A 13,542-nucleotide genomic window follows, 5' to 3' on the forward strand; every position below is an offset into this window, starting at 1 on the left:
AATTTTGCTATATAATATAAAATCACTTATTTGCAACTTCAAAAAATCCAATACAGAGAAAGATAAAATTCGTCGAAACAGCTTACAATCATTTGATGAAAAATAAGAAAAGGATGGCTTTCACCATCCTTTTCTTTTATCTACCATATTGCAAGCTGAAGACATTCTCCTACTTTATCGTTCCTTGTAAAGGTAAGATAAACACTTCTACACGTCGATTCTTTGCTTTCCCTTCCGATGTATCGTTTGAAGTGGCCGGACGATATTCCCCATATCCAGTTGCACTAAATTTCGCTGGATCTAACTGTTTATTTTGAAGCAACACTTGCATAAAATTTACAGCTCGCTGTGTACTTAATTCCCAGTTTGATGAAAATTGAGAGTTGGTTATAGGTACATTATCTGTATGACCTGATACCGTAATTTCACGCGGAGCAGCTGAAAGTAACAAATTAGACATCTCGTTCGCAATATTTAACGATTCTGGTTTCACATCCGCTTTGCCCGAATCAAATAATACATTCTCTAATATCGTTATCATCAAACCTTGTTCCGTTAGCTTTGTTTTAAAAGAAGATGATAATTGTTTTTCTCCAATATATTGATCAATACTTTTTTGTACAGCTTTTAATTCGTTCATTTCCCGTTGTTTTACTTCTGCTTCTGCTTTTGCTTCTGCTTCTGCTTGTTTTTTGATATTTTCAGATTCCAAACTGTCTGCTGATAACTCTTCTTTCTTTTTTGGTTTCTGGTCACTTAAAAATTCTTTATTCCCGGTTCCACCTGCTAGTTCACTTCGGAAAGAAAGGGCCATCTGTTTAAATTTCGCTGCATCAAGACTACTCATAGCAAATAAAACAATAAAAAGAGCAAATAACAATGTTAACATATCAGAATATGGAATAAGCCATGTTTCATCAATATGTTCCTCATGTTTTTTCTTTTTCCCTTTTCTACTCTTTTTACTCCTCATTTTTTTCCGCTCCTTTTTCTAGCTTTTTACGCTCAGAAGCAGAAAGTGCGCCTAAAATACGATTTTTCATAATAAATGGATATGTACCTTCTTGTAACATTAATAAACAATCGATAATTAATCGTTTCTTTTCTAATTCTGCTGCAGATTTTTGCTTTAACTTATTGGCAAATGGATGCCATAATACATACCCTGAGAAAATACCAAAAATGGTTGCGATAAATGCCCCTGAAATCGCATGCCCTAGTTTCTCAATATCGGTTAAATTACCTAGAGCAGCTACAAGGCCAATTACAGCCCCTAAAACCCCAAGCGTCGGTGCATATGTACCAGCTTGCGAAAATATAGCCGCACCTTTTGCATGACGTTCCTCCATTGCTTCCAATTCAGCTTCTAAAATTCGCTCTAAATCTTCAGCCGACACACCATCAATAACAAATTTCATACCACGTAATAGAAATTCATCTTGAATGCCTTCTAATTGTTGTTCTAAAGATAAAATACCGTACTTTCGACTTTCGGATGTCCATTGAACGAATGACTCCAACAATTGTTCATAACTTAAATCTTTTTTATTTGAACCAAAAAGAACCTTAAATAACTTCGGAACTCTTTTCAATTGATTCATTGGAAACGCAATACATACTGCTGCTATTGTTCCAACAAAAATAATAATTGCTGCAGCAGGGTTTAATAAAGCTGTTACTTCAGCTCCCTTAAAGAACATCCCTACTATTACTGCAACCAAACCTAATATAATTCCAATAAATGTTGCAAAATCCATTTCCATTCACTCCTAGCTTATCCAAGAAGTCATCCACTCTCGATAATCGTTACATCTTCTTATGTATATATATTACATAAAAAATTGATTTCATGAAAGATTTTAGAAATATTATTCTAAAAAAAACTACATATTCACACATTTTCTGACATTTTCTTTGCAATTCTATTACGTTACGACTCTTATATTTCTTTTTCCACAAACTAGATTTATAATAAAAACAATATAACTTTATTAAGAAAGGACTGAGAATAAGCACTTTTATGAAAAAAATAGTTTTTATTTCTACCGCTACCGCTATAATCGGTATCACATCCTTCGCTTATTTCAGCTCTCACTCATTAACGCGAAATGAAGTGAAAGCTGTCGAAGATCAAAAGCATGTGAAACATTCAAAAACAGAAATTCCTTCCTTTCCAAAAGCAGCTCATACAGCTCAAAAAATAGATGATAATGTTTCTCTCGTTACAAACCCAGATTCACCACTTGTCTTAGTAAATAAGCATCGCAAATTGCCAGATGGCCATATACCGAAGGATTTAACAAAACCAAATGTTTCCTTTACCTCTCCTAAAGATAAAGAAAAAACATTACTTCGCAAAAATGCTGCCATCGCCCTTGAGAACATGTTCCAAGCTGCAAAAGAAGAGGGATTAGAGCTAATAGCCGTTTCGGGATATCGCTCTTATAAACGACAACAATCTTTACATAACACATATATTAGACGCCAAGGAAAAGCTGAAGCTGACTCTGTTAGCGCAATTCCTGGAACAAGCGAACATCAGACTGGGCTTGCAATGGATATTAGTTCTAAATCAGCAAAATACCAATTAGAACCTATTTTCGGAGATACAAAAGAAGGGAAATGGGTTGCAGCACATGCTCATGAGTTTGGCTTTGTCATTCGATACTTAGAAGATAAAACAGATATAACCGGATACGCATATGAGCCATGGCATCTACGCTATGTTGGAAATCCATATGCTACATACTTATATAAACACCACTTAACATTAGAAGAAGCAATGGATGATAAAAAATAAAGAGAGCGATTCCGCTCTCTTTATTTTTGTAATAATTTTTGCTTCCATTCCTTAAACCATGATTCTCCTTTTCCTGTTTTCTTAGACACTTGTACCATTGCTCCGCGGCCCACTAAACAAATTTCGCCAGACTCATTTTTCACCATATAGTGTAAGTCTAATGATGAATTTCCCACTGCTCCAGCTTTCACATATACTTTTAAGCGTTCATCAAAGAAAATTTGCTTTAAAAAATTACACTGAAGATCCGCAACTACAATCATTGTTTCAGATGACTCATGCGTCCACTCTTGCATAAAACCAAGCTCTTTAAAAAATTCAATCCGCGCTTCTTCAAAATACGTAAAAGCTACACTGTTATTCATATGACCAAACATATCGGTTTCACCAAAACGAACTTTTACAGGAATATAAAATGAAAAACCACATTCCCATTTCTCAAAATCTTCGATATACGAAATTTGCTTCATAATCAACTCTCCTTTTTGAATAAACAGAAAATTTAAAAGTCAGTTTAAAAAAGCATCTATATAAATATTGCCTCTTCAAATCGAAGAGGCAATATTTATTAATAGTTATTATCGCTACCAAAGAAATCCTTAAATGATTGAATTGTTGTATCACGGTTTAAAGCTGCAATAGATGTTGTCAATGGAATTCCTTTCGGACATGACTGTACGCAGTTTTGCGAGTTACCACAGTTAGCAAGTCCACCATCACCCATAATGGCACGTAAGCGATCTGCCTTATGCATTTCACCGGTTGGATGTGCATTGAACAAACGCGCTTGTGACAATGGTGCAGGTCCGATAAAATCAGATTTACTATTTACATTCGGACATGATTCTAAGCAAACTCCACAAGTCATACATTTTGAAAGTTCGTATGCCCATTGGCGTTTTTTCTCTGGCATTCTTGGTCCCGCTCCCAAATCATATGTACCATCAATTGGAATCCAAGCTTTTACCCGTTTTAATGCATTAAACATGCGACTACGATCAACTTGTAAATCACGTACAACAGGGAATGTTTTCATCGGTTGTAAGCGAACTGGTTGCTCTAATTTATCAATAAGAGCTGTACATGATTGGCGTGGTCTACCATTAATCACCATAGAACAAGCACCGCACACTTCTTCTAAACAGTTCATGTCCCATGCAACTGGAGTTGTATGATTTCCTTTTGCATCAACTGGGTTACGACGAATTTCCATAAGCGCTGAAATAATGTTCATATTAGGACGATATGGAATTTCAAATTCTTGATCATATGGCTGTGAATTCGGTCCGTCTTGTCGTGTAATGATGAGGCGGATTGTTTTCTCAGGCATGTTGTTTATCCCCCTTCTCTTCACCCTTAGAAGCTACTTCGTGTTTTGAAGTGTAATCACGCTTACGCGGTTTGATTAATGAAATATCAACATCTTCATAATGGAATGCTGGTGCATTTCCTTCGCCATCAAATTTCGCCATTGTTGTTTTCAAGAAGTTCGCGTCATCCCGCTCTGGGAATTCTGGTTTATAATGTGCTCCACGACTTTCGTTACGGTTATATGCCCCAATTGTAATAACACGTGCTAACTGAAGCATATTTGCAAGTTGACGTGTAAATGAAGCCCCTTGGTTACTCCATTTCGCTGTATCGTTAATATTAATGCGTTTATAACGCTCCATTAACTCTTGAATTTTATCATCTGTTTCTAGTAGTTTTTTATTTTCACGAACTACCGTTACATTATCCGTCATCCATTCTCCAAGTTCTTTATGAAGAATATAAGCATTTTCATTACCATCTAATGATAAAATATTGTTAAATTTCTCTGTTTCGATTAATTCATTTTGTTCATAGACAGCTGATGAAACAGTATCCGATGCTTTTGATAGACCTTTTATATATTCAATTGCACTTGGACCGGCTACCATACCACCGTAAATTGCAGATAGTAAAGAGTTTGCTCCGAGTCGGTTTGCACCGTGCATAGAATAATCACACTCACCTGCTGCAAACAACCCTGGAATATTCGTCATTTGCTTATAATCTACCCATAATCCACCCATTGAGTAATGAACAGCTGGGAAGATTTTCATCGGTAGTTTACGAGGGTCATCACCTGTAAATTTCTCATAGATTTCAATGATTCCACCAAGTTTAATATCTAGTTCTTTCGGATCTTTATGAGAAAGGTCTAGATATACCATATTTTCACCATTAATACCTAGTTTTTGCTCCACACATACGTCAAAGATTTCACGTGTTGCGATATCACGAGGTACAAGGTTTCCATATGCAGGATATTTCTCTTCTAAGAAGTACCATGGTTTACCATCTTTATATGTCCAAACACGACCACCTTCACCACGTGCGGATTCACTCATTAAGCGTAATTTGTCATCACCAGGAATTGCTGTTGGATGAATTTGAATGAACTCACCATTTGCATAATATGCACCTTGTTGATAGATAGCTGATGCTGCTGTACCTGTATTAATAATAGAGTTTGTAGATTTTCCGAAGATGATACCAGGACCCCCTGTTGCCATAATCACGGCATCAGCTCGGAAACTTTTAATCTCCATAGATTGTAAATCTTGTGCAACGATTCCTCGGCATACACCTTCATCATCCATAACAGCTCGTAAGAAATCCCAACCTTCATATTTCGTTACAAGTCCTGCTACTTCATGACGACGCACTTGTTCATCTAATGCGTACAATAACTGTTGTCCAGTCGTTGCACCAGCGAATGCTGTACGATGATGTTGCGTTCCACCGAAACGACGGAAATCAAGAAGACCCTCTTCTGTACGGTTGAACATAACACCCATACGATCCATTAAATGAATAATACCAGGTGCTGCTTCACACATTGCTTTAACTGGTGGTTGATTCGCTAAAAAGTCCCCACCATAAATTGTATCGTCAAAGTGGATCCATGGAGAATCCCCTTCACCTTTCGTATTTACGGCACCGTTAATACCACCTTGGGCACATACAGAATGCGAACGTTTTACTGGTACTAAAGAAAACAGTTCCACGTTTACTCCTGCTTCTGCCGCTTTAATCGTTGCCATTAAGCCAGCCAAGCCACCGCCGACTACTATAAGTTTCCCTTTCATGCTCTCCCACTCCTTACTGATTTGCTAGCTGCGGATCAACAAACGCTAATAATGCACTCACACCTACATAAGATAAACCTAAGAAAATTGCCAAAGTTATATAAGTAGAGATACGTTGCGAACGTGGTGATACTGTAATTCCCCAGCTAATGCAGAATGTCCATAGTCCATTTGCAAAGTGGAAAATTGTTGATACAACTCCAACTAAATAGAAACCAAACATAACAGGATTGCCTAAAATATTCGCCATCATATCATAGTTCACTTGCTGTCCCATCGCAGCTTGAATACGAGTTTCCCAAACATGCCAGGAGATAAAGATAAGAGTGATAACACCTGAGATTCTTTGGAAAACAAACATCCAGTTGCGGAAATAGCTGTATGATATTGCATTATTCTTAGCTGTAAAGGCAATATATAATCCATATATCGCATGGTACAGTATCGGTAAAAAGATGACAAAAATCTCTAGCGCATACCGGAATGGAAGGAGCTCCATAAAATGGGCAGCTTTGTTAAAAGCCTCTGCTCCTCTTGTTGCAAAATTATTTACTACTAAGTGTTGCGTCAAAAAGACACCAACCGGGATGACTCCCATTAATGAGTGCCACTTACGAAACGTATACTCGCGGCCTTTCATGTCCCCATTACCCCCCTTGAATGTTTGACTGCTGCTTTCAGAATAGTTTATAACAATAATGTTTTTTCACTATTGCTATAAGAAAAACTGAAAAAATTATTCGAAATATTTCAGCATAATTTGATACCAAGTTCATTTTACTCCTATTTTTGTCGAAGCGTCAAGAAAACGTATACATAATTTGCATATAATTTGCCAATTCTTTTTTTCTTCCTATATATTCATATTTTCCCGTAGAAAGTGCTGTTTTTATAAACGAGAAATGTTATATAATAATCCCTATAGAAAGAGGGGAATATTGTGAGCAAAAATAAAGTCGATATAGAATCTTTACAGGATATTTCTTTGAACGCGTTCGCTTATGAGTTACTTCGTGAGGAATTATTGCCTGATTTAATCGGTAAAGAATTAAATGAAATTTTATATTGGGCTGGTAGAAACTTAGCTAGAAAATACCCACTAGAAACAATTGAAGAAGTGATTCATTTTTTTGAAAAAGCTGGCTGGGGTACTTTAAGTATCATCGAGCATAAACGACGAGAAATGCATTTTCAGCTAACTGGCCCACTTATCATAGAACGTGAAAAACAAAAACGCCATTCTTCTTATCAATTAGAAGCTGGCTTTATTGCTGAACAAATTCAAAAGCAACGAAATGTTGTTGCAGAATCCTATGAAGAGCAAAAGAAGCGTTCGGATTCTATCACATTCCTTGTAAAATGGGATGTAAAAGACATCATTGAAATATAATCTCTCTACTAGCAGTCAACTAGACACATATGTTTAGTTGACTGTTTTACATTTTGTACATTCATTCACATAATATTATTTCAAATCTTCTGAAATTATAACAAAAAACAGAAGACATTGTAAACTACAATGTCTTGTTGTTCGTTAAATAAGAATAAATGGTTTCCGCTACATGTTGCGGTATTCCTACCTCGATAAATTCCCCTACAGAAGCTTCCTTCATTTTTTTCAAGGAACCAAAATGCTTTAACAATACTTTCTTTCTCTTTTCTCCCACTCCTGGAATTCCATCTAAAGCAGATTGAATAACTGACTTTCCATGCAGCTGCCGATGGAATGTAATCGCAAATCGATGTACCTCATCTTGAATTCGTTGTAATAAATAAAACTCTTGGCTATTTCTTTCTAGCATAACAGGCTCTGGTGGATCACCGATGATTAAATGAGATGTTCGGTGCTTCTCATCTTTCACAAGTCCAGCCATCGGAATATATAATCCAAGCTCATTTTCTAAAACATCACTTGCCGCCGCAAGATGCCCTTTCCCGCCATCAATTACAATTAAATCAGGAAGCGGTAATCCTTCTTTTAATGCTCTTGTATAGCGGCGACGCACAACTTCCCGCATCGATTCATAATCATCAGGGCCTTGAACCGTTTTGATTTTATATTTACGATATTCCTTTTTCGCAGACTTTCCATCTATAAATACAATCATTGCCGATACAGGATTGGCTCCTTGAATATTTGAGTTATCAAACGCTTCAATCCGATATGGTGTGTCAATTCCTAACTGTTCTCCTAAATTTTCAATTGCTTTTACTGTACGCTCTTCATCACGTTCAATTAAATAAAATTTCTCTTCTAAAGCAATTTTCGCATTTTTATTTGCCAGTTCAACAAGTTCTTTTTTCTTCCCGCGCTTTGGCTGCGTTACATCCACTTCTAAAAAACGCTCTACTAATTCAGGATCAATACTTCCTGGAACGGCGATTTCTTTCGGTTTAAAATGATTGTTTTGCTCATAAAATTGGCCAATAAATGTTAGAAATCCTTCCTCTGGTTCATCATAAATCGGAAACATAGAAACGTCACGCTCAATCAACTTCCCTTTTCGAATGAAGAAGACTTGCACGCACATCCACCCTTTATCTACTGCATATCCAAATACATCACGATCCACAATATCGTTCATAATCATCTTTTGCTTTTCCATAATTGCATCCATATGAGCAATTTGATCGCGCAGTTCTTTCGCCCGTTCAAATTCCAATTTCTCAGATGCCTCATACATTTTCGCTTCTAATTCTGAACGGATTTCTTTATGCCCACCATTTAAAAATTTTGTAATTTTATCAACGATTTCTTTATTTTGTTCATCCGTTACTTCGTTCACACAAGGCGCTAAACATTGCCCCATATGATAATATAGACATACTTTATCCGGCATTTTTGTACATTTCCGAAGCGGATACATACGATCTAGTAATTTTTTCGTTTCATGTGCAGACTGTGAGTTCGGATAAGGGCCAAAATACTTTCCTTTATCCTTTTTCACATTTCGTGTAATCAGTAAACGCGGTTGCTTCTCTCCAGTAATTTTAATAAACGGATATGTTTTATCATCTTTTAATTTAATATTATAGCGTGGATCATACTTTTTAATTAAATTTAATTCTAAAATAAGCGCTTCTAAATTGGAAGAAGTCACAATGTATTCAAAGTCAGCAATCTCTCCAACAAGGCGAAGCGTCTTCCCATCATGTGAACCGGTAAAATACGAGCGCACACGATTTTTTAATACTTTCGCCTTTCCGACATATATAACCGTTCCTTGCTTATCCTTCATTAAATAACAACCTGGTTGGTCTGGTAAAATCGCTAGCTTCTCTTTTAAATGTTCGTGCACTCTCATACCTCCATTCTCCATGTGTATCCTTGTTATTTATAAAGAGAAACATATCTGTTACTCCCCAACATACGTTCTTTCATTGTAACGGAAAATAAGAAAAAAGGAAAATCTCTTCTATTTATAATGTTACATGCAAATTACGATAGACTTTTCCTTCTCCTTGACGCATAATGGATTCAAAAATAATTTACATATAAAGTAATGAGTATATCGGAAAAAGAAGATGGAGAATGATAATGGAAAAACAATTCATAAATGCTCACTATTTTTCCTCTCATAATAGAACTTACTTAGAAAAGGATTGCATATGCGGCTGTTTTTATTGTTTAAAAATTTTTCATCCAATAGAAATCGTGGAATGGTGGGATAACAACAATACAGATGTTTGTCCTCATTGTGGCATAGACTCTATTATAGGGGAAGGGTCTGGTTTTCAAATAACCGAACTTTTTTTAAAACAAATGAATGAAAAATGGTTTTGGTAAAAAGAAAAAACGCTGCCAACAGGGCAACGTTTTTCTTTTTAGAAGTGTTTAGAAACTAATTCTACTAACGCTTCTTTTGGTTTGTAACCTAATGTTTGATCAACTACTTTACCATCTTTTAAAACGAAAAGAGCAGGAATGCTCATTACTTCGAATTGACGAGCAGTTTCTTGGTTTTCATCAACATCTACTTTTACTACTTTTACTTTATCGCCTAATTCTGCATCGATTTCTTCTAATACAGGAGCGATCATTTTACAAGGTCCACACCATGGTGCCCAAAAATCTAATAATACAACACCTTCGCTTGTTTCAGATGCGAAGCTTTGGTCAGTTGCGTTTACAATTGCCATTTTATTTCCTCCTTCAAGTGTATTCTACCAAGAGTATATCATTATCTTATATACGTGGCGAATATTATGTATCGTTATGTATTGTAACAAAAAAATGTACCTTTATACTATACAAAAATATAGAATACATATGAAAAAAGTGAGAGACAAGAGATCTCCCACCTTTTCTTATCTATGGGGGTCATTCACTTGAAACACAAAGAGCATCAAATTAAGAATGTACTTTTAACTTTTTAAACTCCTCTGTTAAAAGTGGTACAACTTCAAATAAGTCACCAACAATACCATAGTCAGCTATTTTAAAAATACTTGCTTCTGGGTCTTTATTAATTGCAACGATTACTTTCGAGTTAGACATACCAGCTAAATGTTGAATCGCACCGGAAATACCACATGCAATGTATAAATCTGGTGTAACAACTTTACCTGTTTGCCCAATTTGCAATGAGTAGTCGCAATATTCTGCATCACAAGCTCCACGAGATGCTCCAACAGCCCCTCCTAAAACATCAGCTAATTCTTGTAACGGTTTAAAACCATCTTCACTTTTCACTCCGCGTCCACCGGCAACGATTACTTTCGCTTCCGAAAGATCGACACCTGTTGCTGTTTTACGAACAACATCTTGAATAATCGTACGCAAATCTTTTACATCGACTGTAATAGATGATACGTCGCCCGTACGCGACTCATCTTTTTCCAGCGGCGTAATATTGTTTGGGCGCACTGTTGCAAACAAAATACCATCTGTTACGATTTTCTTCTCAAATGCTTTACCAGAATAAATTGGACGAGTGAATACAACATTACCGCCAGCAACTTCTAAAGCAGTTACATCAGAAACAAGTCCCGCTTCTAGTTTTGCGGCTAATTTTGGCGATAAGTCTTTTCCAAGTGCTGTATGCCCAAATACAATCCCCTCTGGTTTTTCTTCATCGTATACAGCTAAAAATGCTTGCGCATAACCATCGGATGTATATGATTTTAATGTATCACTTTCAACTGTCACAACGCGATCTGCACCGTAATGAATCAATTCACTTGCCAAACTAGCTACACTTTCTCCAATCAGAAGGCCAACTACTTCTCCACCTTCTGCAATTGTTTTCGCTGCTGCGATTGCCTCAAATGAAACGTTACGTAGTGATCCGTCACGAACCTCACCCATTACTAATACTTTACGAGCCATAGATTTTCCCTCCTGCATATATAATTTCGTATTTTATTAGATTACTTTTGCTTCTGTATGGAGCAATGATACAAGTTCTTTTACTTGATCTTGCAGCTCGCCTTGTAACACTTTACCTGCATCTTTCTTAGGAGGTAAGTAGATTTCAATTGTTTTTGTTTTTGCCTCCACATCTTCTTCTTCTAAATCTAAATCATCTAATTCTATGTCTTCAAGCGGCTTTTTCTTCGCTTTCATAATACCTGGCAGTGATGGATAACGAGGTTCATTTAAACCTTGCTGCGCAGTTACTAAAAGCGGTAACGATGTTTCAATCACTTCTGTATCTCCCTCAACGTCGCGCTCAATCTTCACTTTTGCACCATCAATTTCAAGCTTTGTAATTGTTGTTACATATGGCATATTTAGCGCTTCCGCTACACGAGGACCAACTTGTCCAGATGCACCATCAATCGCTACGTTTCCACCTAAAATCAAATCTGCTTCTTTATCTTTTAAATACTCTGCAAGTATTTTTGCTGTTGTAAATTGATCACCATTTTCCACATCATCTTCAATATTAATTAATACCGCTTTGTCGCAACCCATTGCTAGCGCAGTGCGAAGTTCTTTTTCGCTATCTTCACCACCAACTGTTACAACTGTAATTTCACCGCCATGCGTATCTCTTACTTGAATGGCTTCTTCAATCGCATATTCATCGTAAGGGTTGATGATGAATTCCGCTTCGCCATCATAAATTGCACCATTCTTAATTACAATTTTCTCTTCTGTATCAAATGTTCGTTTCATGAGTACATAGATGTTCATTCCATTTACCCCCTTAGTTTTTAAGAAAGATTCCGTCAATTTAAATATTCTGTTAATTTATATTAAAAAAATAATGGACTACCTACCGCTAAATGAAGGCTTGCGCTTTTCTAAAAATGCCGCTACACCTTCTCTTCCATCCTCGCTTGTAAATACTTCTCCGAAGATTTGCGCTTCACGTTGCACACCCTCATAATATTGGGATGATTTCGTCGTCTGCAATAATTCTAGCACAGCGCGAACTGTCGCAGGACTTTTCCCTGCAATTTGTTTTGCAATTTTGATCGTCTCCTCCAACAAGGATTCTTCAGAGAACACCCCATTTACAAGACCCCATTCTAATGCTTGTGCACCAGTAATCGGCGTGCTTGTTAACATCATTTCATAAGCTTTTGCTTTTCCAACATAACGAGGTAATCGTTGTGTTCCTGCAAATCCAGGGATTAATCCTAGTGTTAGCTCAGGTAAACCAAGCTTTGCACTTTCAGTTGCAAAACGCATATGGCAAGACATAGCAAACTCAAGGCCACCGCCAAGTGCCGCTCCATGAATTGCCGCAATAACTGGTTTTGAACACTTTTCTACGCGCTCAAATGTAACTTGTCCAAGCTGTGCCAGCTCTGTCGCTTGCTTTGCTTCCTCAACAGAAGTAAATTCCTTAATATCTGCCCCTGCTGAGAAGAAGCGACCCTCCCCATGAAGAACAACAACACGAATATTGTCGTCTTTTTCAACTTGATCAATTAATTCAGTTACGTCATGCATAACTTGTGAAGACATTGCATTAGCTGGCGGATGATTGAACGTCACCACTGCAATATGGTCTTCAACTGCTACAGATAGGAATTTCAACTTGATCCCTCCCATTATTGACGATAACCACAAGCTAAAACAAGTAGCTCATGTACCGTTTTTGAAAGTGCGACCAAATCATATTTATGATCGCTCATTACCCAATTGGTTACAACCTCATCTACTGTTCCAAAGATCATTTGCCTTGCTACACGAACATTCAAATTCGCTCTAAATTCTCCTTGTCTTATACCTGTTTCTAAAATTTCATCGATGACTTGTAAATATCCTTTTAGTACCTCATTTATTTTAAGGCGTAGTTCTTGATTGGATTGTCTAAGCTCTAGTTGCGTAACAATAGCAAGAGAATCATTTTGTGATAACAGCAAGAAGTGCATTTCTACCAACATAAATAACTTCTCTACAGCGCTTTCAATTCCTGCTGTTTTTTGACGAATTGTTTCGATAAATTCTCCCATCTTCTCTTGGAATAAGGAAATTAATATATCTTCTTTATTTTTAAAATACAAATAAATTGTCCCATCAGCTACGCCAGCTTGCTTTGCAATTTTCGAAACTTGCGCTTGATGGTACCCATTTTCTGCAATCACAATCACTGCAGCATCAATAATTTGATTATATTTCGGTCTATTCTTTTTCACTTTACTGTCCCCTTCAAGAAGATGACTGAATGA

Annotated in this window: 15 protein-coding genes; 3 read left to right on the top strand and 12 right to left on the bottom strand. The window is 36.7% G+C overall.

The features are described 5' to 3' along the window. Positions 1-169 precede the first annotated feature (169 nt). Together motB and motA are read right to left on the bottom strand one after the other, a co-directional pair. Positions 170-973, bottom strand: a complete 804-nt coding sequence (gene motB / locus MR063_RS03850; protein ID WP_242193484.1) for a flagellar motor protein MotB — start codon at positions 971-973, stop codon at positions 170-172. Further along, positions 963-1,757: a flagellar motor stator protein MotA gene (gene motA / locus MR063_RS03855; RefSeq protein WP_242193486.1), complete on the bottom strand. Its 795-nt coding sequence runs from the start codon at positions 1,755-1,757 to the stop codon at positions 963-965. The genes motB and motA overlap by 11 nt, the downstream gene beginning before the upstream one ends. A 263-nt stretch (positions 1,758-2,020) precedes the next feature. Between motA and MR063_RS03860 the strand changes: the two genes are divergently transcribed. Beyond that, positions 2,021-2,800, top strand: a complete 780-nt coding sequence (locus MR063_RS03860) for a M15 family metallopeptidase (protein ID WP_242193487.1) — start codon at positions 2,021-2,023, stop codon at positions 2,798-2,800. A 20-nt stretch (positions 2,801-2,820) separates the two neighbouring features. On the opposite strand, the gene MR063_RS03865 is transcribed toward MR063_RS03860, so the two are convergent. The 4 genes from MR063_RS03865 to MR063_RS03880 all read right to left on the bottom strand — a co-directional run bounded on the left by MR063_RS03865 (position 2,821) and on the right by MR063_RS03880 (position 6,556). Further along, positions 2,821-3,270 (bottom strand): acyl-CoA thioesterase, encoded by a 450-nt coding sequence (locus MR063_RS03865; RefSeq protein WP_242145650.1) that lies wholly within the window; start codon positions 3,268-3,270, stop codon positions 2,821-2,823. Positions 3,271-3,368: 98 nt separating this feature from the next. Then, positions 3,369-4,130 (bottom strand): succinate dehydrogenase iron-sulfur subunit, encoded by a 762-nt coding sequence (gene sdhB, locus MR063_RS03870; RefSeq protein ID WP_242145651.1) that lies wholly within the window; start codon positions 4,128-4,130, stop codon positions 3,369-3,371. Beyond that, positions 4,123-5,916: a succinate dehydrogenase flavoprotein subunit gene (gene sdhA / locus MR063_RS03875; RefSeq protein WP_242145652.1), complete on the bottom strand. Its 1,794-nt coding sequence runs from the start codon at positions 5,914-5,916 to the stop codon at positions 4,123-4,125. The genes sdhB and sdhA overlap by 8 nt, the downstream gene beginning before the upstream one ends. Positions 5,917-5,929: 13 nt before the next feature. After that, the gene (locus MR063_RS03880) at positions 5,930-6,556 is read right to left on the bottom strand and encodes a succinate dehydrogenase cytochrome b558 subunit (RefSeq protein ID WP_242145653.1); all 627 of its coding nucleotides are present in this window, start codon (positions 6,554-6,556) and stop codon (positions 5,930-5,932) included. Between the two features lie 300 nt (positions 6,557-6,856). Here MR063_RS03880 and MR063_RS03885 point away from each other — a divergent pair, with 300 nt between their 5' ends. Then, positions 6,857-7,306, top strand: a complete 450-nt coding sequence (locus MR063_RS03885) for a YslB family protein (protein WP_242193488.1) — start codon at positions 6,857-6,859, stop codon at positions 7,304-7,306. A 124-nt stretch (positions 7,307-7,430) separates the two neighbouring features. Here MR063_RS03885 and uvrC read toward each other — a convergent pair whose 3' ends face one another. Beyond that, the gene (gene uvrC / locus MR063_RS03890) at positions 7,431-9,215 is read right to left on the bottom strand and encodes an excinuclease ABC subunit UvrC (RefSeq protein ID WP_242193489.1); all 1,785 of its coding nucleotides are present in this window, start codon (positions 9,213-9,215) and stop codon (positions 7,431-7,433) included. A gap of 239 nt (positions 9,216-9,454) precedes the next feature. Between uvrC and MR063_RS03895 the strand changes: the two genes are divergently transcribed. Next, entirely contained in the window at positions 9,455-9,703 is a 249-nt protein-coding gene (locus MR063_RS03895) for a cytoplasmic protein (protein WP_242193491.1), read from the top strand. A gap of 38 nt (positions 9,704-9,741) precedes the next feature. On the opposite strand, the gene trxA is transcribed toward MR063_RS03895, so the two are convergent. From trxA to MR063_RS03920, 5 genes are all read right to left on the bottom strand, one after another. After that, positions 9,742-10,056 (bottom strand): thioredoxin, encoded by a 315-nt coding sequence (gene trxA, locus MR063_RS03900; RefSeq protein WP_242145657.1) that lies wholly within the window; start codon positions 10,054-10,056, stop codon positions 9,742-9,744. 211 nt (positions 10,057-10,267) lie between these two features. Further along, positions 10,268-11,245: an electron transfer flavoprotein subunit alpha gene (gene etfA, locus MR063_RS03905; RefSeq protein ID WP_242193494.1), complete on the bottom strand. Its 978-nt coding sequence runs from the start codon at positions 11,243-11,245 to the stop codon at positions 10,268-10,270. 36 nt (positions 11,246-11,281) lie between these two features. Beyond that, positions 11,282-12,055, bottom strand: coding sequence for an electron transfer flavoprotein subunit beta/FixA family protein (gene etfB / locus MR063_RS03910; protein WP_242193497.1), 774 nt, complete (start codon positions 12,053-12,055; stop codon positions 11,282-11,284). Positions 12,056-12,133: 78 nt separating this feature from the next. Continuing rightward, positions 12,134-12,922 (bottom strand): enoyl-CoA hydratase, encoded by a 789-nt coding sequence (locus MR063_RS03915; protein WP_242193499.1) that lies wholly within the window; start codon positions 12,920-12,922, stop codon positions 12,134-12,136. Next, positions 12,922-13,509: a TetR/AcrR family transcriptional regulator gene (locus MR063_RS03920; RefSeq protein WP_472927017.1), complete on the bottom strand. Its 588-nt coding sequence runs from the start codon at positions 13,507-13,509 to the stop codon at positions 12,922-12,924. Before MR063_RS03920 ends, MR063_RS03915 begins: the two co-directional genes overlap by 1 nt. Positions 13,510-13,542 lie beyond the last annotated feature (33 nt).

It is taken from the genome of Bacillus cereus group sp. BfR-BA-01492 (genome assembly GCF_022662815.1).
GTDB lineage: Bacteria > Bacillota > Bacilli > Bacillales > Bacillaceae_G > Bacillus_A > Bacillus_A cereus_BD.